27 protein-coding genes and 1 pseudogene are annotated in these 25,295 nt (G+C 67.1%); 14 read left to right on the forward strand and 14 right to left on the reverse strand.

Annotation, left to right across the window (positions count from 1 at the left end; genetic code table 11):
* Positions 1 to 2,187: an alpha-galactosidase gene (locus tag ACEYYH_RS01970; RefSeq protein WP_374976619.1), complete on the reverse strand. Its 2,187-nt coding sequence runs from the start codon at positions 2,185 to 2,187 to the stop codon at positions 1 to 3.
* Between the two features lie 66 nt (positions 2,188 to 2,253).
* Between ACEYYH_RS01970 and ACEYYH_RS01975 the strand changes: the two genes are divergently transcribed.
* Positions 2,254 to 4,092 (forward strand): beta-L-arabinofuranosidase domain-containing protein, encoded by a 1,839-nt coding sequence (locus tag ACEYYH_RS01975; RefSeq protein ID WP_374976620.1) that lies wholly within the window; start codon positions 2,254 to 2,256, stop codon positions 4,090 to 4,092.
* Positions 4,093 to 4,102: 10 nt separating this feature from the next.
* On the opposite strand, the gene ACEYYH_RS01980 is transcribed toward ACEYYH_RS01975, so the two are convergent.
* A complete protein-coding gene (locus tag ACEYYH_RS01980) occupies positions 4,103 to 5,122 on the reverse strand; it encodes a LacI family DNA-binding transcriptional regulator (protein WP_374976621.1) in 1,020 nt (339 codons plus the stop codon).
* An 89-nt stretch (positions 5,123 to 5,211) separates the two neighbouring features.
* Between ACEYYH_RS01980 and ACEYYH_RS01985 the strand changes: the two genes are divergently transcribed.
* A complete protein-coding gene (locus ACEYYH_RS01985; RefSeq protein WP_374976622.1) occupies positions 5,212 to 5,925 on the forward strand; it encodes a ThuA domain-containing protein in 714 nt (237 codons plus the stop codon).
* Positions 5,926 to 6,275: 350 nt separating this feature from the next.
* Here ACEYYH_RS01985 and ACEYYH_RS01990 read toward each other — a convergent pair whose 3' ends face one another.
* A complete protein-coding gene (locus ACEYYH_RS01990; RefSeq protein WP_374976623.1) occupies positions 6,276 to 6,866 on the reverse strand; it encodes a helix-turn-helix domain-containing protein in 591 nt (196 codons plus the stop codon).
* A gap of 112 nt (positions 6,867 to 6,978) precedes the next feature.
* Here ACEYYH_RS01990 and ACEYYH_RS01995 point away from each other — a divergent pair, with 112 nt between their 5' ends.
* The 7 genes from ACEYYH_RS01995 to ACEYYH_RS02025 all read left to right on the forward strand — a co-directional run bounded on the left by ACEYYH_RS01995 (position 6,979) and on the right by ACEYYH_RS02025 (position 10,618).
* Positions 6,979 to 7,206, forward strand: a complete 228-nt coding sequence (locus ACEYYH_RS01995) for a DNA-binding protein (protein WP_159841571.1) — start codon at positions 6,979 to 6,981, stop codon at positions 7,204 to 7,206.
* Positions 7,199 to 7,903 carry an AAA family ATPase gene (locus tag ACEYYH_RS02000; protein WP_374976624.1) on the forward strand — a complete coding sequence of 235 codons (705 nt, stop codon included), beginning with the start codon at positions 7,199 to 7,201 and terminating at the stop codon, positions 7,901 to 7,903. The genes ACEYYH_RS01995 and ACEYYH_RS02000 overlap by 8 nt, the downstream gene beginning before the upstream one ends.
* 2 nt (positions 7,904 to 7,905) lie before the next feature.
* Positions 7,906 to 8,418 (forward strand): hypothetical protein, encoded by a 513-nt coding sequence (locus ACEYYH_RS02005; protein WP_374976625.1) that lies wholly within the window; start codon positions 7,906 to 7,908, stop codon positions 8,416 to 8,418.
* Positions 8,415 to 9,488, forward strand: a complete 1,074-nt coding sequence (locus ACEYYH_RS02010; RefSeq protein ID WP_374976626.1) for a hypothetical protein — start codon at positions 8,415 to 8,417, stop codon at positions 9,486 to 9,488. Before ACEYYH_RS02005 ends, ACEYYH_RS02010 begins: the two co-directional genes overlap by 4 nt.
* Positions 9,485 to 9,793, forward strand: coding sequence for a hypothetical protein (locus tag ACEYYH_RS02015; RefSeq protein ID WP_374976627.1), 309 nt, complete (start codon positions 9,485 to 9,487; stop codon positions 9,791 to 9,793). The genes ACEYYH_RS02010 and ACEYYH_RS02015 overlap by 4 nt, the downstream gene beginning before the upstream one ends.
* A 32-nt stretch (positions 9,794 to 9,825) precedes the next feature.
* Positions 9,826 to 10,044, forward strand: a complete 219-nt coding sequence (locus tag ACEYYH_RS02020) for a hypothetical protein (RefSeq protein WP_374976628.1) — start codon at positions 9,826 to 9,828, stop codon at positions 10,042 to 10,044.
* Positions 10,045 to 10,270: 226 nt separating this feature from the next.
* Positions 10,271 to 10,618, forward strand: coding sequence for a hypothetical protein (locus ACEYYH_RS02025; protein WP_374976629.1), 348 nt, complete (start codon positions 10,271 to 10,273; stop codon positions 10,616 to 10,618).
* A gap of 4 nt (positions 10,619 to 10,622) precedes the next feature.
* On the opposite strand, the gene ACEYYH_RS02030 is transcribed toward ACEYYH_RS02025, so the two are convergent.
* From ACEYYH_RS02030 to ACEYYH_RS02050, 5 genes and pseudogenes are all read right to left on the reverse strand, one after another.
* A complete protein-coding gene (locus ACEYYH_RS02030; protein ID WP_374976630.1) occupies positions 10,623 to 11,192 on the reverse strand; it encodes a recombinase family protein in 570 nt (189 codons plus the stop codon).
* A 431-nt stretch (positions 11,193 to 11,623) separates the two neighbouring features.
* Positions 11,624 to 12,196 (reverse strand): annotated as a pseudogene (locus ACEYYH_RS02035) (zeta toxin family protein); the annotation flags it as partial.
* Positions 12,193 to 12,420 (reverse strand): hypothetical protein, encoded by a 228-nt coding sequence (locus ACEYYH_RS02040; protein WP_374976631.1) that lies wholly within the window; start codon positions 12,418 to 12,420, stop codon positions 12,193 to 12,195. The pseudogene ACEYYH_RS02035 and the gene ACEYYH_RS02040, both read right to left, overlap by 4 nt.
* 356 nt (positions 12,421 to 12,776) lie before the next feature.
* Positions 12,777 to 13,979: an IS110 family transposase gene (locus ACEYYH_RS02045; protein WP_374976632.1), complete on the reverse strand. Its 1,203-nt coding sequence runs from the start codon at positions 13,977 to 13,979 to the stop codon at positions 12,777 to 12,779.
* Positions 13,980 to 14,070: 91 nt separating this feature from the next.
* The gene (locus tag ACEYYH_RS02050; RefSeq protein ID WP_374976633.1) at positions 14,071 to 15,123 is read right to left on the reverse strand and encodes an IS110 family transposase; all 1,053 of its coding nucleotides are present in this window, start codon (positions 15,121 to 15,123) and stop codon (positions 14,071 to 14,073) included.
* 253 nt (positions 15,124 to 15,376) lie between these two features.
* Between ACEYYH_RS02050 and ACEYYH_RS02055 the strand changes: the two genes are divergently transcribed.
* The 5 genes from ACEYYH_RS02055 to ACEYYH_RS02075 all read left to right on the forward strand — a co-directional run bounded on the left by ACEYYH_RS02055 (position 15,377) and on the right by ACEYYH_RS02075 (position 18,593).
* Positions 15,377 to 16,750 (forward strand): ParB/RepB/Spo0J family partition protein, encoded by a 1,374-nt coding sequence (locus ACEYYH_RS02055; RefSeq protein WP_374976634.1) that lies wholly within the window; start codon positions 15,377 to 15,379, stop codon positions 16,748 to 16,750.
* 77 nt (positions 16,751 to 16,827) lie between these two features.
* Positions 16,828 to 17,067 (forward strand): glutaredoxin domain-containing protein, encoded by a 240-nt coding sequence (locus ACEYYH_RS02060; protein ID WP_374976635.1) that lies wholly within the window; start codon positions 16,828 to 16,830, stop codon positions 17,065 to 17,067.
* Positions 17,064 to 17,225: a hypothetical protein gene (locus tag ACEYYH_RS02065; protein ID WP_374976636.1), complete on the forward strand. Its 162-nt coding sequence runs from the start codon at positions 17,064 to 17,066 to the stop codon at positions 17,223 to 17,225. Before ACEYYH_RS02060 ends, ACEYYH_RS02065 begins: the two co-directional genes overlap by 4 nt.
* 146 nt (positions 17,226 to 17,371) lie before the next feature.
* Positions 17,372 to 17,653: a hypothetical protein gene (locus tag ACEYYH_RS02070; RefSeq protein ID WP_374976637.1), complete on the forward strand. Its 282-nt coding sequence runs from the start codon at positions 17,372 to 17,374 to the stop codon at positions 17,651 to 17,653.
* 487 nt (positions 17,654 to 18,140) lie between these two features.
* Positions 18,141 to 18,593, forward strand: a complete 453-nt coding sequence (locus ACEYYH_RS02075; protein WP_374976638.1) for a hypothetical protein — start codon at positions 18,141 to 18,143, stop codon at positions 18,591 to 18,593.
* 58 nt (positions 18,594 to 18,651) lie between these two features.
* Here ACEYYH_RS02075 and ACEYYH_RS02080 read toward each other — a convergent pair whose 3' ends face one another.
* From ACEYYH_RS02080 to ACEYYH_RS02105, 6 genes are all read right to left on the reverse strand, one after another.
* Positions 18,652 to 19,284: an HD domain-containing protein gene (locus tag ACEYYH_RS02080; protein ID WP_374976639.1), complete on the reverse strand. Its 633-nt coding sequence runs from the start codon at positions 19,282 to 19,284 to the stop codon at positions 18,652 to 18,654.
* 5 nt (positions 19,285 to 19,289) lie between these two features.
* Complete coding sequence (locus ACEYYH_RS02085) at positions 19,290 to 21,875, reverse strand: NB-ARC domain-containing protein (protein WP_374976640.1); 2,586 nt, start codon at positions 21,873 to 21,875, stop codon at positions 19,290 to 19,292.
* Between the two features lie 141 nt (positions 21,876 to 22,016).
* Positions 22,017 to 22,976, reverse strand: a complete 960-nt coding sequence (locus ACEYYH_RS02090) for a DUF4238 domain-containing protein (protein WP_374976641.1) — start codon at positions 22,974 to 22,976, stop codon at positions 22,017 to 22,019.
* Between the two features lie 167 nt (positions 22,977 to 23,143).
* Positions 23,144 to 23,872, reverse strand: coding sequence for an RES domain-containing protein (locus ACEYYH_RS02095; RefSeq protein WP_374976642.1), 729 nt, complete (start codon positions 23,870 to 23,872; stop codon positions 23,144 to 23,146).
* Positions 23,869 to 24,270 (reverse strand): hypothetical protein, encoded by a 402-nt coding sequence (locus ACEYYH_RS02100; RefSeq protein WP_374976643.1) that lies wholly within the window; start codon positions 24,268 to 24,270, stop codon positions 23,869 to 23,871. The genes ACEYYH_RS02095 and ACEYYH_RS02100 overlap by 4 nt, the downstream gene beginning before the upstream one ends.
* 107 nt (positions 24,271 to 24,377) lie before the next feature.
* Positions 24,378 to 25,292, reverse strand: a complete 915-nt coding sequence (locus tag ACEYYH_RS02105) for a hypothetical protein (protein WP_374976644.1) — start codon at positions 25,290 to 25,292, stop codon at positions 24,378 to 24,380.
* Between the last annotated feature and the right edge of the window lie 3 nt (positions 25,293 to 25,295).

A 25,295-nucleotide genomic window follows, 5' to 3' on the forward strand; every position in this document is an offset into this window, starting at 1 on the left:
TCAGGAGACCGCCTCCACGTACAGGATGGCCGCGCGTTCGGGGTGGAAAACAGGGAAGTCGAGCCCGACGACCCCGAGTGCAGCGCCGCTGAGCACGGGCGCGCCGCCGTGATCGGCGCCGTCCCGGGTCGCTTCGCCCAGCCAGGCGGGCACCTGCCAGGGCGGACCGAGCGACTCGGGGGCGCTCGCCGTCAGCCGGTACCGGCGACGCGGGTCCAGTCCAGGAAGACGGATGTGCGCCATGGCGTCGGCGCTGGTTGCGGGCGTCACCACGGCGTAGATCGCCTCGTCGCGGGTGCGCGAGACGACGCCCCGCAGCGACGGGCCGCCGAGGTGGCTCGAACCCGACACCGCTCGGCCGGTGGAGATGAGGTCGCGGTGACGACGCCAGCGCGCGATCCAGGTGGAGAGCACCTCCCGCTCGTCGCCGCTCAGTTCGCGGATGTCCCACTCGATGCCGAAATGCCCGAGGAACGCCACGGCGCAGCGATAGGCGAGGGTGGAGGTGCGCCCGGTCGTGCTCGAGACCGCCGAGGCCACGTGCGATCCCATCATCTCGGGCGGTACGAGCAGGCCCGTCCAGCCGAGGATGTAGAAGCGGTCGACCGGGTCGTGGCTGTCGGAGGGGTGGATGCGGTCGGTGCGCTCGAGGATACCGAGGTCGACCCGGCCCCCGCCCGACGCGCAGCTTTCGATCTCGAGCCCGGGATGCCGATCTCGCAGCTCGTCGAGGAGCCGATACACCGCGATGGTCTGGTCGTGGACCGCGGGGGCACCGGATGCCGGATGCCCGGCGTCGACGAGGTCGCGGTTGTGGTCCCACTTCAGGTAGCTCACGCCGATCTCGGTGATCAGAGCGTCGAGTCGGTCGCGGATGTGCGCGTACGCATCGGGGTTGGTCAGGTCGAGCACCTGCTGGAAGCGGTAGCGCGCGGGCAGGGTGTCGCGGGCGCGAAGGATCCAGTCGGGGTGGGCCCGGGCGAGGTCGGAATCCTCATTGATCATCTCGGGCTCGACCCAGAGCCCGAACTCCATTCCCAGCGAGCGCACCCGATCGGCCAGCGGGCGCAGCCCATCTGGCCATGCCACGGGATCCGGCTCCCAGTCGCCGAGGCCGGAGCGGTCGTCCCGTCGCCCGCGGAACCAGCCGTCGTCGAGCACGAACCGTTCGACGCCGAGAGCCGCGCCCTGTTCGGCCAGTTCGATCAGGGTCGCGGCATCCTGATCGAAGTAGACCGCTTCCCACACGTTCAAGGTGACCGGCCGCGGCCGGTCACCTGCCCGGTTGTGCTCGCGCAGATACGCATGGAACCGCGCGGATGCCGCGTCCCACCCGTCGCCGTACGCGCCGAAGATCCACGGCGTCACGTACTCGTCACCGGCCTTCAGGCGCACCTCTCCGGGAAGGAGCAGCTCGCCGCCGCGGAACGCCAGGAACCCGTCGGTGCGCTCCACGGCGTGCTCGTGGTCACCGCTGAAACCCACGTGGCAGAGCCACGTCTCACCGGTGTCGGCGGCGAAACCCGGCACGCCGAGGGCGAGGACGGTGGTGGCATCGAGACCCGTGCGGCCGCGGCGTGAGACGCGAGCGTGGGTGCCGCGGACGACGGGGTGACGCTGCGGGATCCGTTCATGGGCCCACCTGCCGCTGAAGTCGAGGATCTCGCTCGCGCGCAGGGGCACCGGCAGCGCCGGAACGGCTTCGACGACGTCCACGTCGTCTGCGACGGTGCCGAGATTGCGTACGCCGACCCGTGTGCGCAGGAGGCCGGCGGCCGTGAGATCGATCTCCAACGTGACGCCGATTCCCGCCCACTCGTCGCTCGCCTCGGCGGTGATGCTCGCGGCGCCGAGGGAGGTCGCACCGGTGGGAACCGGCTCCCCCGCCACGAGCAGCGGTGCGGCGCGGAAGCGCGGAGACCACGCGCGACCACCGCGGTGCACGCTCAATCCGGGTCGGCCGAACCAACCGCGCGAGTGCTCGGGGAGCACGCTCGGTCGGTACGGCACGTCCGAATCGGCCGACAAACCCGGCCGACAATCCATGGCGGCGAGGGTGCGAAGGTCGTCATCCGAGACCTCCAGGAGCGCCCCCCAATGCACGATCGCCGGCAGCTCATCGCCGCGCTGCGTCACCACCAACGACACATCTGCGGCCGACAGATGGACGACGCGAAGATCACTCATAGTGTCCATCTTGGTAGGAGGAGGGGAGGCGAGTACAGTCAGAGATCGATCTCACCGAGGAGAAATGTGACTGCGAATCCCGCTGCCCCCGCACCGGCCGCGACCGCCCTTGCACCCGAACGGGTGCGGCTGACGTCCGGGACCTTCGAGAACCGCCGACGTCTCAACCGCGAGTACCTCGTCTCGCTCACGGATCGCAATCTGCTGCAGAACCACCTTCTCGAGGCCGGGGTGACCGATCAGGCCTGGCACCTGCACCCCTCGCGTTCCGACGTCGTCGACCGTGGGCTCGATCGCCACTGGGGCTGGGAGACCCCGGGATCGCTGCTGCGCGGGCACTTCCTCGGTCACTGGATGTCGGCGGCGGCGCGCGAAGCCGCCACCACCGGGGACCCGGTGCTGCGAGGCCGCCTCGAGAACGTCGTGGCGGCGCTGGAGCGGTGCCAGGACGAGAACGGCGGCGAATGGGTGTTCGCCACCCCTGAGTCGTTCCTGCGACGGCTGGGCGAGGGCCGCGAGACGTGGGCGCCCCAGTACGCGATCCACAAGACCTTCATGGGGCTGGTGGACGTGTGGCGGGACCTCGGCGACGAGCGCGCCCTCGCGGTGGCCCATCGCGCGGCGGCGGCGATCGCCCGGTGGGCGCGCGGCTTCGACACCGCGCGGTTCCAGGAGATCCTCGACGTCGAGACGGGCGGAATGCTGGAGGTGTGGGCTGATCTGCTCGAGGCCACCGGTGATGAGCAGTACCGGGACCTGCTCGACCGCTACTGGCACGGCGCCCTCTTCGATGCGCTGCGGGCGGGCGAGGACGTGCTCACGAACATGCACGCCAACACCACGATCCCCGAGGTGCTCGGGGCCGCCCGCGCCTACGAGGTCACCGGCGAGGAGCGGTGGCGCGAGGTCGTGACCGCGTACTGGCGGTCCGCGGTCGTGGAGCGCGGCACGTTCTGCACCGGCGGGCAGACGTCGGGGGAGATCTGGACGCCGCCCTTCGCGTTCGCCGCCCGCCGGGGGCCGAAGACCCAGGAGCACTGCTCGGTGTACAACATGATCCGGCTGGCGGACGTGGTCTTCCGCTGGACCGGAGACGTCGAGGCGCTGGACTACATCGAGACCAACCTGCACAACGGCCTGCTCGCACAGCAGAACCCGCGTACCGGCATGGTGGCGTACTTCCTCCCGCTCGAAGGAGGCGCACGCAAGGAGTGGGGCAGCCCCACCGAGGACTTCTGGTGCTGTCACGGCACCCTCGTGCAGGCGCACACCCGTCATGCCCAGTCGGCCGTCTATGCCACGCCGGGCGGCGCCGTGACGGTGGCACAGTATCTGCCGGTCCGGGCCGAGTTCCCCGACCGGGACGGACGCATCGACATCGTCCTCCTCGACGACGCGCGGTACGTCGGTCCCGACGCGAATGCCGGACCGGGCGGCGACCGTCACCGTCCGCGGGCGCTTCGCGTGCGCGTCACCGTCACCGGAAGCGCGAGTCGGGTGCGTCTGCGCGTGCCGGCGTGGATCTCGGCCGAACCCCGTGTGCACACCGAGGCGTCCTGGCACCGCGCCGACCGGTGGCTCGACGTCGATCATCCTGGCGGCGAGACCGAGATCGCGGTGGAGTTCCCGTTCGTCGTACGGACGGTGCCGATCCCCGACGAGCCCGCGACGGTCGCCTTCGTAGAGGGTTCGACCGTCCTGGCGGGCCTGGTCGATCGCGAAGTGTCGCTCATCGGTGATCCGGACGACGCGGCCACGATGCTCGCGCCCGATGACGAGCGGCAGTGGACCCAATGGCTCACGCGCTATCGCAGCGTGGGGCAGTCCCAGGCGATCCGGTTCGTGCCGTTGCACGAGGTGGTCGACGAACGCTACTCGCTGTACTTCCCGGTGCGCTCCGCGTAGCTTCGGCGATCTAGATCGCGGTGCGGGTAGAGCCGCGTTCGACGAGCTCGGTCGGCATGACGATCGCCTCGGGCGCCACCTCTTCCCCGGCTGCGGAGCGGGCCAGAAGGCGCACCGCAGTCGCGGCCATCTCCCGGATGGGCTGGCGGATGGTCGTGAGCGACGGCTGCAGCCAGCGCGCCCCTCGAACGTCGTCGAAGCCGACCACGAGCACGTCGCGGGGGATGCCGAGCCCGCTGTCGGCGACCGCCCGATAGGCGCCGGCAGCCATCTCGTCCGAGCAGGCGAATATTCCCACTGGACCCTCGCCACCGAGTTCCGACAGTGCCCGGGCGCACGCACGCCGAGCGTCCCACGCGCTCCAGTCCGCGCTCGTCCGCACGCACGGCGCCTCGGGCGCGAGCTCGCCCAGGGCTGCGGTGAATCCGTCGACGCGCCCGCGCCCGTACCGGTAGGAGGGTGCGCCGCCGATGACGACGAAGCGACGGGCTCCCCGGGAGATGAGGTGCTCGGCGGCCGCCGAACCGCCCGCCCGGTCGGTCGTGCGGATGCTCGGCAGCGGCCGGGACGACTCGGAGGGCGGCTCCATCAGCACGAGGGGGATGCCGGCGCGATGCATGGCGAGGATCTGCGTGCTCGTGGGGGTGATGAGTCCGACGACGACGCCGGCGGATCCGCGGGAGCGGATGCGTTCGGGCCAGTCGTGCGCGGGGTCGTCCCGCTCGGCTGTCAGCACGAGGTCGTAGCCGAGCGACGACGCGGTGGTGCGGGCGCCGGCGGTGATCTCCTCGGTGTACGGGTCGTGGAAGTGCCCGAGGACGAGGTCGAACATCAGCGATGTGCCGCGGCGCGGCCGGCCTCTCCCTGCACCGGGCCCGGGATAGCCGAGCTCGGCGGCCGCGCGGAGCACCCTTGCCCGCGTGTCGGCGGCCATCTCGCCGCGCGCGCGGAGTGCCCTCGACGCCGTGGCGACGCTCACTCCCGCGCGCTCGGCCACCGCGCTGAGGGTGACACGTGCACTTTCGGTCATGCCACCATTTTGCGCAAAGTTCATACGCTTCGCTTCCGCGCGGTGGCAGTGTGACGGCGTAGCACCCGTCGATGCGGAGGATGAAGTCGATGACGACGACATACGAGGGACGCCGCGCCCTGATCGTGCGCGGTGGATGGGAGGGTCATCGACCCGTCGAGGCGACCGGGATGTTCCTGCCGTTCCTGGAACAGCAGGGCTTCGACGTGCGCATCGAGGATTCCAATGAGGTCTACGCCGATCGCAACGTGATGGACCGCACCGATCTGATCCTGCAGTGCGTCACGATGTCCGAGATCTCGGCCGATGCGCTCGCCGGCCTGCGCGGCGCCGTCGAACGCGGCGCGGGCCTCGCCGGCTGGCACGGCGGCATCGCCGACTCGTACCGGAACAGCTCCGACTACCTGCAGCTGATCGGCGGTCAGTTCGCCACGCACCCGGCCAGGCACCCGGAGGCGCGCGACGGCGGTGAGGGCGACAACTTCCTCTGCTACACGGTGGATCTCACGGACCTCGGCCGCTCGCACGAGATCATGGCCGGTGTCGAGGACTTCACCCTTCGCACCGAGCAGTACTGGGTGCTCACCGACGACCTCAACGACGTGCTGGCCACGACCACGCACCCGGTCCAGCCGTACCACCCCTGGCATCGCCCCATCACTTCGCCTGCTGTGTGGACGCGCGAGTGGGGTCGGGGTCGCGTCTTCGTCGCGACCCCCGGTCACAGCCTGTCCGTCCTGCGCGACGTCAGCGTTCGCACGATCATTCAAAGAGGAATGCTCTGGGCGACGCGTAGCCGGTGACCACGGACGCCAGGACTCGCCGGAAAAGACGAAACCCCCGCGATGCAGAAGCTACGCGGGGGTTCCTGGGGTCATGTAACGATCACCCTTGTGGCTCCGACCGGCATCGATCCGGTGACCTTTCGATTTTCAGTCAACATCGGGGGCATCCGTCCGGGTCTGTTTCGACCCGGAAACCGCGGAATCACGCGGATTGACGTCATTGCGAATCGGCGTCGATCGGGGCCAATCCGCGCGGTTCGTGGGCAAAATGTGGGCAGAAGGCGCCCGGCGCTGCGATGCATCAGGACATCGGTGACACTCCATAAGCTCCACGTCACCTCCCCCGGCGGGCGGGTGATCCGGGGCGGTTAGGTGGTAGGTGGCCGGCCGACGTTCGAGGTGAGGCCGGTCAGCCAGCCGGAGGCGCGGGCTTTCTGGATCCAGTCCGACGCGGTGCGCTCGGGGATCCCGAGTTCGGCCGCGATGAGCTTCACCGGTGGCAGGTCGGCCAGGGCTGCGGTGCCGTAGAGGATCTCGATGACCTGCCACCGTTCATCCTTGATGCCGCGCTTCACGACAGCCTCAGCCATCCAGGGAGGGATGATCCGGCCGTCGGCGCTGGTGAGGTCCGCGACGGTCGTCCAGCTGGCGCCAGGGCTGTCGTCGAGCTGCAGGGCGACGCAGCGGGGGATGGCGGTCTGCACGAGCGCTTGCGGGGCAGTGTGCTTGAGGCGGTCTTCGTTGAAGTCCTCCGCGATCGCGCGGTTGGTGATCGTGGTGATGAGGTAGCGGCCGCGCTGTGGCGTGTAGTGCGCCTCGATGGTGGTCTCCACGCCCGTGGCGTCGTCGACCGCGGTGGCCACGAATGCGGGCGCGATGCGCAGCGCGGAGCCGATGGGCTGGGTGGCGCTCGCCGCGGACATCGTCCTGCCGTCGGGAGTCTTTACGTCGACCTTCACCCGCTCAGTTTGTCTTACTTCTCCAGCGTTCCGCAGATACCTCTTGCGAAGTATACGGTTTAGGAGTGTACTACTGCTGAAAGGAATGATAGTTCCGCAGAAGGAGTGGGAGATGGCGACAACGGCGAATCCGGCAGAGCCGGTGCTCAACAAGCGACTTCTGACCCCGAGCGATGTGGTCGCGCTCATTCCGGGGCTGAAGCTGAAGCTGCTGGCGGAGTGGCGGTACAAGAAGACCGGGCCGCGCTACTACAAGGTCGGCCGGATCATCCTGTATCCCTTCGACGACCTCGAGGTGTGGTTCGAAGGCCTCGAGCGCGGCGGCGATCCCGATGACTGAGATCGACCCGCCACCGTCGGGCCCGCGTGCGCCATCTATGGCGATCATCGCGGTCGCCAATCAGAAGGGCGGAGTCGGCAAGACGACCGTCGCGATGCAGGTGGGCGCGGAGTTGTCGCGTCGGCATCGGGTGCTGGTGGTGGATGTGGACCGGCAGCAGTCGACGGTCTGGTGGGCAGAGAATACGCAGGATCGTCTGCCGTTCGATTTCGCCGGCAGTCAGCACCCGAACATGCTGAGCCGGCTGCGGGAGCTGCGAGCGGACTACAAGTTCGTGCTGGTGGACACCCCCGGCAGCCTCGAAGACACCGCCGTGCTCGAAACGGTCCTGGATGCCGCCGACTACGCCCTGGTCCCGGTAACCCCAGAGCCCCTCGCGGTCGATCCCACACTCCGGACGCTGAGCCGGCTGATCGAACCCCGCCAGCTGCGCCACGGGGTGCTGCTGAACCGGATCGACCCGCGGGTGCCGCACCAGCTGCAGACCTGGCAGAGCCTGCTGGATTCCGAGCTGGGGGTTCCCCGGCTGGAGGCGTATCTGCGGCAGTACAAGGTGCAGTCCGATGCCCCGGTGCTGGGGCAACTGGTCACCAGCATGCGCCGCAACCGGCGCACAGAGGGCGCGATCGCGGACATCGCCGCCATCGCCCGGGAGCTCGAGCGACTGCTGTCGCCGGCGCTGACCGGAGCGTGGTGACGATGGGCCGGGTCGACCTCGCCGGCAAGCTCAGCGACGCCCGCGCCCGCGTCGCCGCCGAGGCACCGTCCGCGGGGCCGCCGGCGCCGATGTTCGCTCAGCTGGCGCGGAAGGATGCCCGGATCCGCGACGATCAGGTCACCGCGCTGACGGCGCTCGCGGATGCGGTGATGCGACGCCGCCGGTTCAAGGCGGAACGGATCACGGAGAACACGCTGATCCGGGTCGCGATCGATCTGCTCCTCGCCCACGCCGACCAACTGCGCGGCTCCACCGAGGACGAACTCCGCAACTCCCTCACTGCCGGCCTCCCGAAGTCCGGGAGTCCGGCACTCACGGACTCCGGAACTTCCGCCGTCACCGCTCACGAGCGGGTGATCACGCACGCCGCCGGTGCTCCGGCCGCGCCCGCGCGCTCCGCGACTCCGGCACCCACGCACTTCGGAACTCCGGGTGTTCGTGACGCCGGCAGTCCCGGACTTCGCGCCTTCACCGGATCGGAGGGTTCCTCATGACCGCCCCGGCTGAGAGTGGCGAGGAGCGCGCGGCCGCGGAGCGGAAGAACGAGGTGCGGCGGGTCTACCGGGAGCGCAACGCGGAGCGGATCCGTGAGGGCAAGCGGGCGTGGCGGGAACGCAATCAGGACCACATCCGCGCGTACCGTGCCGCGTATGACGCGGAGCATCGCGCGGAGGTGGCCGCCCAGAAGCGGGAGTACATGAAGGGGTACGGAGCCCGCAAGGCCGCCGAGGCGCGGCGCCGGAAGGCGAAAGCGGCGAGCTCGAAGAAGTACTACGAGGCGCACAAGGCCGAACACCACGCGTACACCCGGCAGTGGCAGGCCCGCAAACGAGCCGAGGATCCCGAAGGGTACCGGGCGATGCGCGCCAAAGCGCAACGCCGCTGGTGGGAGACCCACAAGGATGAGTACAACGCGAGGCTCCGCGCCCGACATCGGGAGAACCCGGAACCGAAACGCGCCCAAGCCCGCGCGTACTATGCCGCGCACGCCGAGGAGCTGAAGGCGAAGAAGCGCGCCTACTACGGAGCGAACCGCGAGAAAGTGCTCGCCAGCAACCGGGCCTGGAAGGAACGCGAGAAGCGCCGCCTCGCCGCCGGGCTCCCGCCCCGCCGGCTCCACACCACTCCCGCCGCCGAGCGCCGCGCAAACACGGCCGCGGCCGACGCGTACTTCACCCGAGTACGGACGCCCGAGGAGATCGCCGCGCTGCGACGCAAGCCCTCGCCGGTCGAGCTGTCGCAGGGGACGCCGCCGGAGCTGGTGGCTGCGTTTGAACGCGACAGCACGCGGATCCGGATCGAACACGCGCTCGCCACCGACGGCACCTACGCCAGCCGCCAACTGCTTGCCGAAGCACGCCGACAACTCGCCAGCCAGGAACGGGCGACACAGCGGGAGCAGCGCGATGCCGTGGAGAACGCCCGGTTGGACGCGATCGGCAAACAGGTCAACGACCAGCTCCGTCACCGTGACCCGCCACGACGCCGCCATCACCTCGACCCCGACCCGGCCGCCCCACACCCGATGCTGAACCCGAACACCACGATGGGAATGAACCGATGACCACCACCACCCCGAGCAACGAGCCCACCATGCTCGACCGATCCGCCGCGGAAGCCACCCGCTGGCGCACCGCCGTCAGCGCGTTCGAGTACTACCCGAACAAGCACCTCGACGAACCCGGCTACACGATCGACGAAGACGTCACCTGGTGCATCGCCCCGCTCGCCGGCCTCCCCGACACGGAGCTCGACCAGCTGCGGGCCACCGTCCGCACACTCATCACCACCCCGACCGCGGACCGGCAGGCATTCATCCGCCACCTCGCCACCCTCACCGCCGACGACCCCACCACCGATGGCCCATAACCGGGCCCGCCACGACAAGGAAGGAGAGCACCATGAACGAGATCACCGCTCTACAGCCGCTCATCGCCATCACGCCGATCACCTCCACGGCGACTGCGATCCTGCTGCTGGCGCTGGCCGGTCAGCTGCTCCGCGGGCGCCTGCGGCGTGCCGCGGGCAGCCTCACCGCCATCGCACTGCTCACGGTGGTCGGGCTCGCAGCCGCACTACCCCTCGCCAACACCCCGCCCATCGGGATGCCTCCGCCCTGACCCGCCACGCAACGCGCAGCATGAGCGCGGCACTGGGGTCTTTCCTGGCCGGCCATCGTAGCTTCCTCCAGGCGCTCCGTGCCGGACTTTCGCGGCATAAACTCGCCCCTCCGCTACCGCTCCGGTGCTGCGTTATTCCACGGTCCCGGCACTGCACACCCTCCGGTCGCACACGACGCCACTGCCAGGAAAGGCACCCATCAAGTCACGAAACGAGGTCACCGAAATGAACACGACAACGACGTCCCCCACCGCACCACACGCGATCCCGGGGAGCGTCAACACGATCGCCGCGTGGGATCACCTGGAAGAGACTGTCGACCGGCTCGCCGACATCGTGGACGAGCTCCTCACCCGGCACGACGAGCAACTGGTGTGCAGCCTGCAGTTCCCCGAAGCGGAAGCCCTCGCCGAAGTCCTCGACGCCGGCAGGCACACCCGCACCGCGGCACGCCTGATGCACCACTGGGCGCTCACCGAACCCGACTGGGAAGATGACCACGACCACGAACAGACCATCCGCGGCTGGCTCAACATCGACACCCAGCCCCGACCCGCCGAATCCCAGTCGTAGGGGACTAGGAGGTGCGGGGGAGGTGGTCGAGCGCGCGCTGCACCGAGTTCGCACTCACCCCCAACACCCGGGCGATGTGCGTGATCGGCCGGTCCAGTCGTCGGAGTTCGACCGCCATTGCGACCTTGTCCGGGGTCATCACGGTCGGCCGGCCGGGACGCTTCCCGGATGCGGCCGCCGCCGCCATCCCGGCCCGGGTCCGCACGCTCACCAACCGCCGTCGCAGCCCCTCCAACGCAGCGAACACCTCGGCCGGACCCGCACCCGGTTCCACACCGGTGCACAACGCCGGCTCTGACAGCGAACGAAACTCCACAGCCCGGTCCGTGAGCGCCGCAAGCGTGCTCACGAAATGGGTCACCGCGTGCGACAGTTGCGCCGCGCTGGAGACCACCAGCACGTCACCCGGCTCGAGGAACGTCAGGCACGCGGCCAGCCCCGGCCGCTTCCGAGCATCCGCCGACGCGACGTCGGTAAACACCCGCACCGCGCCGACCGCAGTCAACACCGCGACATCCGCCGCGGTCCCGGTATCGGGCGTGAGCTCCCGCGTGTACCCAATGAGCCGGGTCACCGGGACGGTCCTTCCACCCCCGGGCCGCCCGGCACGATGACCGGCGCGGCAACGTCGATGGGACGTGCTGCCGGCAGGCCCTGGCGCAGTGCGACCAGCCGGGCGACGGTCTTCTGCTCCATCGCAGTCGCGAACTTCCCGTTCGCCGGCACCCGCAGGCCGGGGATCACCTCCCGCAGCGACACGTCGTGCAGCTCCACCAGCAACTCCGCCACCTCGTCCGGCAACCCGCGCCGGGTCGCCGCGAACTCCGTGACATGGTGCAGCTCGCTCAACCACTGCGTCGCGTCGAACCGGCTCAGCCGCTCCGACTGCGCCGCCAGCAACGCCGCCCCGGCATCCGCAAACCCCGCACTCTCGGCGCGGGAGGCGTCGAACACCACCCCGCCGGCACGGCCGACCACCGTCAGCCGGTCCGCCCACCCGGACGCCTCGATGGCCGCGACCAGGGACCGGGTCGCGGCGAACCCCTCCTCGTGGGAGGCGCGAGACGTCGGCGTTGAACGGTGGCCCGCTTGCACGTCCCGGAGGTATCCCGACGTGACCGACAGCAGGCTCTCGGCACGGCGCGAGCCGACCACGACGACCCGGGTTCGGAACCCCGCCGCCGCGAACCGCTGCGCCGTTCCCGCGGCCGCCGTAACGTTCCCGAAGGTGCCCTCCAACGCGAGCGACCGGTGATTCTCCCGCGCGTACCGAATGCACCCGCTCACCCACCCCGCCACCGACTGCCCGACCTCACTCAGCGCCCCCGGGTCCGTCGCGGCTGTCGGATCGAGGAACACGGGATGGAATGCACGCAGATCCTCGCCCCTCAGCACCGCGACGTCCAGCTCTTCAGCCGCCAGCGCTGCCGCGGCGCGGGACCTGCCCGCCCCCGGTTGCCCGGCCACGAGCACGAACGTCGGCCGATCAGGCGTGACGTCATCGGGAAAGTACAGCGGCAGGATGTCCCGGCGAAGGATCTCGTCGCGCTGTTCCTGCTCCAGACCCACCAGGCTCATGCGTCCACCGACAGCTCACGAAGACGATCATCGAGCCGCGCCTGCAGGGCGGCCACGGCGGAACGGTCATAGGCATCGACAGCAAGCACGTCGCTCCGAAGACCCGCCAGCTCGTCACGGAGTGACGCCGCGTGCAGCAACGCGAAGACGGTGACTGCGGTCTCGCGTACGCGGTCGTAAGCGACGACATCGTTGACTCGCCATGGCGATGTCATTCCGGGCATCGACCCTCCTTGAGGGCCATCGTACCGAGCATCCAAAAAGGTTGTCGCCTCCATTGTGGGCAACCCCGGCTGCTGTGGTCGCCTGACTGTTGGGACAGCCGCGAGCGGCTGGCTGTGTTTTCCGCCGCGTCCGCGGGCGTTGTTTGCCGTGAAGCCTGCGGCAGTCTACGGTCGGCGCCGCTGCGCGCAAGCAGCTGACGCTGCCGGCTCCTCCGAGACTTTCGGCACGCGCTCGCAGGCTCCCTTATTCCGCGCCGAAACTCTCTCCCCCTCCGCCCTCCGGGTTGCACTCCGCGTCGCGCTCCCTGACAGGCACTTCGTGCCTTCACGGCAAACAACGATTCTCAATGAATTTGTCAAGGGATGGGCGACGGAAGGGGTGCGCGGTGTTCGTAGAGGGTTCCGTCGCGCAGCAGCGCGTAGATGACGTTGATGCGGCGTCGTGCGAGGGCGAGGACGGCCTGCTGATGGTTCTTGCCTTCGGTGCGTTTGCGGTCGTAGAACGTGCGGGAATCGGGAGCGCAGCGTGCAGCGGTTTGCGCGGCGATGTAGCAGGCGCGCAGGAGCCGGCGATCGAAGCGTGTGGGGCGGTGCAGGTTGCCGGTGATCCGGCCGGAGTCGCGTGGCACGGGTGCCAGCCCGGCGAGGCCGGCGAGGCGGTCCGCGCTGTCGTGGCGGCTGATCGTGCCGCCGGTAGCGGCGATGAACTCCGCGGCCAGGAGCGGACCGAACCCCGGGACGCTGAGCAGCGTTTCGGCGTAGACGTGGGTGTGCAGGCGCGTCTCGATCTCCGACTCGATGGTGACGAGGTCCTGCTGCAGGCGCAGCGCGTCGGCGGCCAGTCGGGCGACGATCAGCGCGGCGACATGTTCGTTCGCGGTCGTGGTGTGCTGGGCGTGGGCAGCCTCGACCGCGCGTGCGGCGATCGCGGCGCCGGCGCGGCAGCCTTGCGCGGTCAGCCATGCGGTGATCCGGTTCTCGCCGGCGCGGCGGATGGCGGCGGGCGTCTGGTACTTCGTCAGCAGTCGCAGCGCCGCCTGGCGGTGGGCGTAGTCGAAGGCAGCCTCCAGGCCGGGGAAGTACTCGAGCAGGGTGGCGCGCAGCCGGTTGATGGTGCGGGTGCGGTCAGCGACCAGGTCGGCGCGGTGGGCGGCCAGCATGCGGAGCGCGGTCGCGATCGGATCGCTGCCGGTGATGGGATGCAAGTCGCGGCGCACCCGGGCTTGATCGGCGATGATGGCCGCGTCTTTCGCGTCGGTCTTGCCGTCGCCTCGGTAGGTGCGGGCGGCGTGATAGATGATCCGGCCGGGGATGTAGACGAGCTGTTGTCCGTTGCTGGTGAGCACGGCGATCAGCAGCGCGGCGCCACCCTGATTCAGGTCGGTCGCCCACAACACGGCCCCGTCGTCCGCCAGAGCGCTGACCGTGGCGAGCAGATCGAGCAGATCGTCCTCCGCGTTCCTGACACGGCGAGAGAGCAGCTGCCTGCCGGCCTCGTCGATGACAACGCAGTGGTGATGGGTCTTGCCGGCATCGATGCCAGCCCAGAGTTGCCGCACGTGATGGTTCCTTCCGTTGATGTCGAGCGCGACATCCGGGCAACGACCACGCCGTCATGTCCTTACACAGCGATGAATTCGCACTTCTCAATCAGCGGTCGAGTCGAAGCGGGGCGCTGGGCGGCCAATCGTTGTCAGCCGTCCGTGCGGCGGCATAAGGGAGAGAGCCATACCCAGCGCCCCCGGATGCGGTCGAGAGCCTACGACTGCGCTCAATCAGCTCCATCAACAACGTAAGGAGGCGGTCCGCGCTGTCGTGGCGGCTGATCGTGCCGCCGGTAGCGGCGATGAACTCCGCGGCCAGGAGCGGACCGAACCCCGGGACGCTGAGCAGCGTTTCGGCGTAGACGTGGGTGTGCAGGCGCGTCTCGATCTCCGACTCGATGGTGACGAGGTCCTGCTGCAGGCGCAGCGCGTCGGCGGCCAGTCGGGCGACGATCAGCGCGGCGACATGTTCGTTCGCGGTCGTGGTGTGCTGGGCGTGGGCAGCCTCGACCGCGCGTGCGGCGATCGCGGCGCCGGCGCGGCAGCCTTGCGCGGTCAGCCATGCGGTGATCCGGTTCTCGCCGGCGCGGCGGATGGCGGCGGGCGTCTGGTACTTCGTCAGCAGTCGCAGCGCCGCCTGGCGGTGGGCGTAGTCGAAGGCAGCCTCCAGGCCGGGGAAGTACTCGAGCAGGGTGGCGCGCAGCCGGTTGATGGTGCGGGTGCGGTCAGCGACCAGGTCGGCGCGGTGGGCGGCCAGCATGCGGAGCGCGGTCGCGATCGGATCGCTGCCGGTGATGGGATGCAAGTCGCGGCGCACCCGGGCTTGATCGGCGATGATGGCCGCGTCTTTCGCGTCGGTCTTGCCGTCGCCTCGGTAGGTGCGGGCGGCGTGATAGATGATCCGGCCGGGGATGTAGACGAGCTGTTGTCCGTTGCTGGTGAGCACGGCGATCAGCAGCGCGGCGCCACCCTGATTCAGGTCGGTCGCCCACAACACGGCCCCGTCGTCCGCCAGAGCGCTGACCGTGGCGAGCAGATCGAGCAGATCGTCCTCCGCGTTCCTGACACGGCGAGAGAGCAGCTGCCTGCCGGCCTCGTCGATGACAACGCAGTGGTGATGGGTCTTGCCGGCATCGATGCCAGCCCAGAGTTGCCGCACGTGATGGTTCCTTCCGTTGATGTCGAGCGCGACATCCGGGCAACGACCACGCCGTCATGTCCTTACACAGCGATGAATTCGCACTTCTCAATCAGCGGTCGAGTCGAAGCGGGGCGCTGGGCGGCCAATCGTTGTCAGCCGTCCGTGCGGCGGCATAAGGGAGAGAGCCATACCCAGCGCCCCCGGATGCGGTCGAGAGCCTACGACTGCGCTCAATCAGCTCCATCAACAACGTAAGGACAGGGAGAAAGACATGACCATCAGCACCACCCCTACCGGGACGGTCGAGCACATCGCCCCCAGCACCCTCATCGTCGAGACCAACGTGCGTACCACCGCACCACTCGACGCCGGGTTCGTGGACAGCATCCGACAGGTCGGGGTCCTCACCCCGTTGCTGGCGTGGCGGGATCAGGACGGGGGAGTGCACGTGCGTGCCGGGCAACGCCGCACCCTCGCCGCCCGCGAAGCCGGCATCCCCACCGTCCCCGTCTACGTCGTCGACGCCGGGGATGACGACACGGCGCGGCGGATCGTGGAGCAGTTGATCGAAAACGACCAGCGTGAAGCGCTCACCGACGCCGACCGCATCCAAGCGTGGCGTGCCCTCGAACTCGAAGGACTCTCCGCCACGGCGATCGCCAAGCGCACCGGCGCAAAGCGTGACCGGGTCAAGACGGGCCTCGCCGTCGCCCAGAACCCCACTGCGACCGATGCCGTCAGTGACGGCGGCCTCACGCTGGATCAGGCGGCGATCCTGTTGGAGTTCGACGGCGACATCGACACCGTCACCGAACTGACCGAGGTCGCGACCACGGATCCCGGGTATTTCCCGGTCGCAGTCGAGCGGGCACGGCAGGACCGGGTCGCGCGGGACGCGAAGGAGAAGGTCGAGCAGGAGGAGGCCGCGCGGGGGCACCGGATCCTCGACGAACGTCCCAGCGACTACAACACCGCCCCGTACCGGGTGCGGATGCTCCGCACCGCCGACGACGAACCCGTCGACCCCGACACCATCCAAGGCAAGCCCGGCGTCGCCGTCTACGTCGCGACGTACTACGGGGGAGAGGCGCGCCCGGAGTACTACCTCGACGACCCCGCCGCTTTCGGGTTCACGGTCCGCGAAGAGTCGGGCTACGGAAGTGGCGGCGGACAGTCGGGACCGATGACCGACGAACAGAAGGCGGAACGGAAGGAACTGATCGCCCACAACAAGGAATGGGATGCCGCCGAGACGGTGCGCCGGGAATGGCTGACCCAGTTCCTGGCCCGCAAGGCAACGCCGAAGAATGCGCAGGCCGTGATCGCCGAGGCCCTCACCACGGCCCGGTGGAAGATCGCCGATGGCCTCACCCGAGGCTCCACCACAGCGAGGACGCTCCTCGGCATCGACAACGCGGACTACGGCGACCAGATCGCCGAGTACCTGGCCGCGCACCCGCACCGTGCCGTGCACGTCACGCTCGCGGTGGTGCTGGGCGGGATCGAGCAGAACACCAACCGCAATAACTGGCGCGCACCCGGCCCGGACACCGCCTGGTACCTCCGCACCCTCCAGGGCTGGGGCTACCCGCTGTGCCCCGTCGAACGCATCGCCGCGATGCTCACCGACAACACCACCGAATAGCCGGCCACGGGTGGGCATCCCGGACGGATGCCCACCCACGTCCCGCCTCCCAGCCCCACCCGCAGGAAGGAAATGTCATGAACACCGTGACCGTCTACACCACCGGACCCGGCTGCCAACGTTGCAAGCTCACCAAAGACGTCCTGACCCGCAGAGGCGTGGCCTTCGTCGAGGTCGACATCCGTGAACAGCCCACCGCACGCGAGTACGTGGTCGACGAACTCGGCTACACCGAGGCTCCCGTGGTGGTCGTCGACGAACACGACCACTGGAGCGGGTTCCGCCCCGACCAGATCGACCGGATCGCCCGACCATGACCACCTTCATGGAGCTCTGGCTCGAAGCTGCCCACGAGACATATGCGCTCCGGGCACAACTGGCCCACCTTGAGGACGCCTGGCTGCGCGCCGAAGCCGACGCGGACTACTGGTATTTCCAGGCCTGCAACCGCAACCTCCCGGAAGCGCCACGCTAAGCACAACAACCCCGACGCAGTGACAGACGCAGGTGCCCTAGCCGAGGTGCGCCGGATTACCGGGACGCAACCGAACGCATCCCTGAAAATCGGTCAAGGGCTGGTGAAGCGAGCGGCGAGGGCGCATTGTTGGTTCGGAGGTTCAGATGATCACTGTCGATCAACAGAATCTGGTGTTCGAACCGCTCGACGAATCAGCATGGCGGCTGTGCGACACCAACATTGACGAGCACGACGCCGCGCGCCTGGTTGCCTACGTCGAACGAGTGGACGGCGGCTACGAGGCAATCTGGCTGGGGCTTGGCATGCGCCCCAGCTGGTATGCATCGCGGGACGATGTACTCCGTACCGCACGAGGCCTGCGGCGACCGGACGTGACGATGACGCAGTCTAAGCCGGCCCCGATTCCCCGGGTCGCGCCGGTGTGAACCGTGCGCCCCGGGCGGGCCATCCCGTAGGCGTGCACACCGCGCGTAGCGAGCTCCCCCGGAATCTCCCTGTCTCGTGGCCTTAACACGGGTGGCATAGCATCGCATCAGCACCGCGACCACTCCTGAAAGTCAGACCTGGGATGAGGTGATTGCATCGTGACGGCACCGGGGTACGAGGTGAGCGTCTGGGAGCGCTACGCCACCGAGTTCACACTTGCTTTCGGTGACAATCCGTCGCGCATCCGGGCGGTGCGAGTGGCTTACTATGAGCACGGGTTCGACGTCGACTTGATTGCGCAGCTCAGCGGCTTTCCAGTCTGGAGGATCCGACAGGCGTTATCCCACGGGCTTCCACAGGCGAGCTGAAGGGACGTCGACCACAGTCCCAGAGCTGCCTCGCCCATCTCGGATCCCCATGCGCGCGTCGCGCGCAGAGCGTACGGCTGCGTTCACGGTGTCGGACCTCGTCGATACCCTCCCGATCATGGATCCCGCCCTCGCAGCACTCGTTGGCGCGATAATCGGTGCCGCGGTAGCAGGCGTCGTTCCGTACCTCACCGCACGAAATCAACGCATCGAGCAGCTGCGCGCCAACCAACGTGTTGCGGTCGCGGAGCTGGACGAAGCGCTCATCGAGCACATCCGTGGCCGATTCAGTGGCCGAGGCAACGCGGAGACCCGAACTGTCGTCGTGTTCGCGGCCCATCGCCTCGCGATGGTCGCGCCGGCCAAGGATCACGAGCTTGACAAGATGGTGCAGTACGCGCTCGAACATATCGACAGCACACCGAACCGGCTGGTCGGGCTATGCGCCGTCAACGCCGTGAGCACAGTTCTGATCAAGTGGTACAGGCGCGAGGTCAGCGGGCGAGGAATCGGCGACGCCTATTTGCTAGAACTAGACCACGAGCTTGGCAAGTACAGTCGGGAGGGCTGACCTCCAATTGTGCAGCGTCGCAAGCGCGAGATTGCGGTTGCAATAGCGGCAGGTGTTACTACGCGCCGCCTGAACCGATTCGTAACCATGGCTCGGCCCGACCCACTACTGCGGCAGGCCCGCGAGCTACACCATCAGCTTCCACGACAACGGACCACTCCTCCAATGACGAACCAGCGCTCTCAAGCCGACTGATGAGCCGGCTGACGGCCCTGCGAGTTGGATCGCCGACGACCGAAACCGGAACCATGTGATTGCGGACGATGCATGCGACAGCTCGGGTAGTGGTCGCTGGCCACGCCAGTCGGCCCCCCATAGCCAGCAGGAGTTTCCCACCCAACTCAGCGTGGCCAGGTGACACCGGCGAACCATCCTGCAATGTCGTCGTAGCCGGCTTCCCTACATCGTGAAACAGAGCAGCTAGTACGACGACCTCACGGCGCTCAGGAGAGAGCGCCAGCCGCGACGCGCAGAACGTTGCCGCGGCGTCAGCCGCCAGGAGGGAGTGGGTCAAGACGTCCCCCTCGGGATGCCAGTGCGGATCCTGCGGCACCGCGCGCAGTGCAGCCAGCTCGGGAACTCGCGGGATCAGGCATCGACGCTCGAGCTCGCTCGACGGCAGATCCGAGCTACGCGCAATCCGGCGCAGCATCTCTCCAACATTGTGCTCCGAAACACTCATTTCAGACATGGCGATTACAAGAGAGCTTGCACGTACTTCGCCTCAAATTTTCCCCGGCGGTTGTTGTACGACGGGGCGAATGCAAGAAGGTTCCCCTTACGAAGCGAGGCCCAAAGCCGCCGATCGACGAGTTCGTTCACGTGGAAGAAATATAGCTGCTCGCCATTTCGCGCAAACCCGAACTGCTTCCCTGGAGGAAGGGTCTCGATAATGCCTGTGATTCTGCCGCTGGCGCGCACCAGGTGGACTGCATGGGACCGGCAAATTACGTTCATGCCCTGCGCCCTGCGCGACAAATACTCCTCAGACCTCGCCGCAAGCGCAACGCGGTCACAGACGGTGGCGAGATGTAGAAACCAGTCGTCGAAGTTCTCGCTCCGGCTGTCAGACGGCAGTTCAGCCGCCGTCTCCAGACATGCCTCGACGAGTTCGAGCGCGTCAGAGAGTCGCCCGTCGGCGAGGGCAAGCTCGCCGCCGAAGGTGGCGCACCGGACCGAGAGCTCAATCAACTGAAGCCATTGACCTGGAGTCGGCTGCTTCTTAGCGGCTGCAGACGCTGAGCCGAGCGCCAGCAAGTAAGCACCCTCCTCGAAATGCGAGCGACCTATCCGAAGGAAGATCTCGCAGCTATCCGGATCAAGTCGGGCCGCTTCTTCAAAGTACTCGCGAGCCGCGCCTACTTCGATGCCCTCCGAGTCGAGGAATGCAGCGAGATGAAACAGCGCGAGCGGCTTCGATTTGTCATCGGCAAGCTCCACGGCTTGTTCGAACGCAAGCCGCGCTGCGGCGTGGTCGCGGCGCAGGTGATGCACGTAACCTTCAACGCGTCGGGTCTCGTAGAAGCCCGGCGAAAGTTGATGCGCTTCGAGGCATGCGGAGAGAGCCTTGTCAAGATTTCCCCCCTTGGTCTCCCTAATTGCTCTGATGAGAAGTCGTGCCGCGGGGGCGTTGTGCAACTCGCGGATGTCAACCGTGGTTGGGTCAAACCTCCTGTCGCGTTGCGCGCTCCCGTGCTGGAGTCTGTTGCTTAGTTGCATCAGGTCTTCGCTCTTAGCGAGGACCCTCGCGCGAACCTTCTCGGAGACTGGGTTCTGTTTGGTCAGGTAGTCACGCGCGAAGTCTCCGACCTCATAACCGGCGTCGCTATCGATGCCAGAGACATAGGTCATGGAGACGAAGTTGCTACGCATGAGGTCAAGGACGAACGCCTGAATCTGTGTTGCACTCACCTCATTAATGAATGCGAGTTCCCCCTGGTACCGCACGCCCCGTAAGACTTGCATGCTCTGCAACACGCGGCGCGCTCCGCCCCCAAGTTGCTCGTAAACGTTTGACATGCAGAAGTCAAGGAGGAGTCGACTGGAGGCAACCATGTCAGATGGGCGGCGCCCTGCCTGAACTCCCGAAACAACCCACTTGATGTACAGCGGGTGTCCCTTGAGTTTCTCAACGAGCGATGCTCGCCCGGGTTCGTCAAGATCCTTGAGCATCTTCACGTTCCGCCCGTGAGCCAACGACATGAGCAGAGAACGACTCTCCTCGGAGCTCAGTGGATCAAGCTTTACATCGTTCTCTTTGAAGACCCCGATCCGGCTTGTCATCAACACCTTCGAGCCATTCGGAATTTCACGCAGAAACTCACGGAGACGTTCGTCAGTTACCGTCTCAAGGTTGTCCAAGATGAGAAGGACTTTGAACGAGGCCATGTACTCGAGTAAGTCCTCGGTCGGGTCAGTGCCGCCTCCAGCTCCCAGTTGTGTGGCGGCCGCGGAGAACATCCCGAGACTGTCTTGGATTGCGTCGCTGATTCGTTCAATCTCCGTGACTGTCAGCTGCTGGCTCTTGGCCGTGACCCAAACAATCGCCTCGAATTCCGACTTCGGGTCATCGAGTAGGTCATAGGCGACTTTGAGTGCGATTGCGCTCTTTCCAAGCCCTCCGTCCCCCAGGATCGAGATGGCCGGCCATGAGCCAAGAACATACCTCTTGATCTTTCGCAGGTCATTCGCACGCCCGAGGAAGCCTGTCTCATCGAAGTCCGGCATGGGCAGATTATGGAATGGTTCGTTCACTGGATCAGCCGGAAGGCTGACACGCAGGCCGAGTACCGATGACGGATCGTCGCGAATCCTTGCGAGCATCTCCTGCGTCGCTCGCCAATGATCCGGCGCGTCACGAACCAACTGCTTGGCGATGTCAATCGTGCGTGACAAGTCCTCAATCTCAAGGGGTCGTGTATGCGCAACTCGATTGCGAGTCTGCGTGAATAGCCCGATCAGGCCGGAGACGGCGACGAGCGATTCGCGCAGCTCGCTCGCGAGGAGCGCTTTGTGAGAAAGGAGGAACTCGTGCGTATCGGCGAAGTCAAGGAAATCAATGATTGTGCCTTGGCCCTTTGCGGACGAACCGCGGTCGCGGGCCAGCCGCGTTTCGGCCTTCTCGATCACCGCGGGCGGTAGCTCCACTGCGTGAACCGCCTGGACATTCTGGACCGCAGCGCGGGAGTCGATCTCGATCGAGGAGATGAGCGCGAAGCATGTCAGACGGGTCGCATTGAACAAGTAGGGGCCGCCAATCAAGAAGTCGTCAACACTGCGCATTCAACCAGTTGTCGGCTACACGGGGCACGCCCCTCGATTGCGCTGGCGCGGCGTGTCGGTCGGTCGTCGCGCCCTGGTGTCCTGCCGATGCGCTCTTCAGCCAAAATGCGAATGCGCGCTCTCACGTCGCCTGGTGTCAGGCTAGCCGGTGAATGATTCCGGTGCGCCGGCGATGCGCGCCGAAACGGGGCGCGCGGGCGGGAGTTCGGAGGGAACAAGGTCGCCGTCGTCCGGATGGTGGAAGATCGCCTCGCTCGCATTCATTATCGTGTGCAGGTTGAACCACCTCTCATAATGATCGGATGGCTGCTCCTCGTAGTCGAGCTCGCCTGACAGGACGCGGTCTGCATAATGAGGCGGAGTCAGCCTCGTCATGAAGAGGCCAGTAGTGCGGCTCAACGGGAATATAACCATCAAGGCTGTCGCGAACCCCAACCCGGCGTCCTCTGGTGCGTTGGGGTCGCCAACGAGGCATACAGGCGTGTCCGAAGTAAGCAGGTGGTGCTCCACGAATCGAACGAGGCCCCACGCGCGACGCTCCAGGAGTGGCGTGATCGCCTCAGCGATATCGGCCATCTGGTCGATGTGACCCGCCGCGGTTAGCTGTACCGGCGGCCCCTCGGGTCTAATCGACTGCTCCCACACTGCGCTCAGGAGATCGTCGCTCACCTCGTCGCCCAGCGCTTTCGCCAATCGCGTGCGCAGGCTCTCCTTCCCCGCCGCCCCCACTTGCATGCGTAGGACTTGCTGTGCCATGTAACTCATAGTTCGTCTGAACTCTGCTCCGCGGGCGGCCTGCAAGGCGATGTACTGAGCGAATTCGGATCGAGCCTCGGGAGGCAGCGGCCAAATCCCCTCAGCGATGTCGCGAAAGATTGCGGCCGCGTCGCCCTCGATTTCAGCGAGGACGTCCTCGAACGCGGCATCACCGTCAGGGTGACCGGGCACAGTATGGAAAAGTAGCTCGCTGCATGCGGTCGAGACCGACTGCGTGAAGCGACGAGGGTCTTCGAGTCGCACCGTGCCAATCTGTTTCCCGCGCGCGAACTCGCGGAGGTAGAACTGTGGGACGTAGTGGTGCCGCTTCTTTTCTTCCGCCACGAGGTGACTGTCTAGCGCAGTGCGAGGGCACTGGGCAAGGTCGGACACATCGCGATTGCCTGGCGAACGATTGCCGGTCCCTACGCGAGCACCTCGGCATCCGTCATCGCATGGCACGTGGAGACTGCCATCCACCAACAGGTCGATGCCGGCACGCAAGAGAGCGGTTAGCGCTCGCGCCAGTGGAGGTTGAAGAACGCGAACGCGTGGTCGAGTTCGGGGGTCTCGTCGGTGACGGCCTCGTAGTCGCTGTCCGGGGCGATGCGCTCGCTGACCGGCTGGTCGCCCCGCTCGAAGACTGCCCACAGACGGATGTCGTCGCCCATGCGGCTGCGGAACGCGATCCCGTCGACGAGGGGTTGTCGGTCCGGGTCGCGAAGGTCGTAGAGGTAGCGTGCGACGGTGCGGGTCACTTCCCGCTGACGCGCGTCTTTGAGGAGCGCCACGTCGACGTCGCGGTCCGGGATCCCGAGCCGTTCGAACACGCCGGCCTTGACCATATGGGCGAGCGCCTCGGCGCGTGAGACTTCGGCATAGGTCCCGGTGAGCACCGCGCGTCCATACAGGCGTCCGCTGAGCCACTCGAGCCCCACCGCGCCCGGCTCCGGGTCTGGCGTCTCAGGCCGTTCGTCAGCCGCGTCGTCCACGATGTCGGCGAGTTCGGCGTACGCGACCTGGTTGGGGCGCAGCGCGGCGAGCAGCTCGAGGAAGCAGCCGAGGAGACTGTCGCTGGTGTAAAGGGTGCGGAACTGGGCCGATTGGTCGTCCCACCGGCCGTTGAAACGACCATCATCGTGGGCGTACTCCCACGGAGTCCACCACCAAGGGTCGGGTTGGTACCCGACCCGCCACACAACGCCAGGGTCGCCGGAAACCGGAAGGATCAGTGCCCTCATCCGACGAACGTGAAGGAGCTGGCCGCAGCCATGATGTCCCGTGCGACGTCAACGGCTCGGTTATCACGGATGTGACGAGCGGGCGCCTCGTAGTCCAGCGCGGGGTTGGAACCCATCAGCCAGCTTTGGATGGTGGCGGGGTCGTAGCGGTCGCGCATGAGTCGGGCTGCCTGAAATGCCAGTCGCACACGCTCCTCGTCTTCGGCGCCAGGGCTCCGGCGCCCGGCTGCCCAGTCGGAGACGGGGCGGGTGTTCTTTACGTTGCCAACGTAGGCGATCAGGCGCACGCCCACGAGGTCCCTTAGCCGATCAACGAGTTCGGGGAACGGAAGTTCCACAGCTTCGCGGGCGGCCTGCAGCCCGGGACGCTGTGCTGCGGTGGCGGTGCGTGCGGTCATGCTGTGATGCTACTCTTCGCGCATGTAGATCGGCAGAGTAATCGCATCGTTAATCGCAGTCGTAATCGCAATGTGAATCGCGCAAGGTCGCTTGCTAATAGCTGTGCTTAGAGGCGTTGCTCGATTGCTTGCCCTACGCGGCACCTCGCAACGCCCTTGGTCTGCCCCGGTAAATCCAACGCGCGGCCCGTGACTGGATCCACGAGGGCGCCCGTTGGGAGGTAGAGAGAATCGGGTTCTGAGTGCACCGGCCGGTCGCGGTTCCAGTCGCGCTCCCACTCGAAGTCAGGACAGGTGACTGGGACCTCGTCTCCGAGTGGCAGCTCGCCCGCGATGAGGGGCATGAAGTGGTTCATGAGCTCTGCGATCGCGTTTGCGACGTCGAACATACCGGGGGCAATGAACGACCAACCACCTTCACCGGCAAGCGGCCCCGAGTCGGCGGCAGCCCCTTCCGGGATGCGGCCGCGAGTGGGCCCGTACAACCGGACGCGCTCGACAAAGCCGGGCTCGTCTTGGAAGACATCCCATTCGAAGGGCTGGACTTGGCCGACATGGTCGAACACGGCACGAAACTGGCGCGCGGCTTCTAGCTGCTCCAGGCGTGAGGTGGCGAGCGGTCTAACGCCAGACCGTCCACCGAGCCAGTCGATGAACCGCTTCATGCTGTCGGTCGCCGGGATGTTCAGCCGAAGGCGGCTCGCGAGGCGAACGAGAAACCCGGACCAGGCGGAGAGCGTGCCGTAGTAGGTCTGGAAGAACTGGAGGGTCGCTTCATAGAACTGCCGGCGTTGGTCAGCGGTCGGTTGCGGCTGACCTGTCAAGGCGTTGGTGGCGAACTGGTTGCGGATGTCGTCGGCATGATCGCGATTGCGCAGGAGTCGGAGCATGCCCTCGCGTACCTGTCGAGCGGCCTGTCGCTCTCTGGGAGAGAGATCGCAATGATCTGCGTAATGCATCCAGTAGATGACGTCATCGGGCGCGACGGCCCACGTGATCACTGACCGCGGAGATTCGCTCACAGG

Origin of the sequence: Microbacterium trichothecenolyticum (assembly GCF_041938625.1) — a bacterium.
Classification (GTDB): domain Bacteria; phylum Actinomycetota; class Actinomycetes; order Actinomycetales; family Microbacteriaceae; genus Microbacterium; species Microbacterium trichothecenolyticum_D.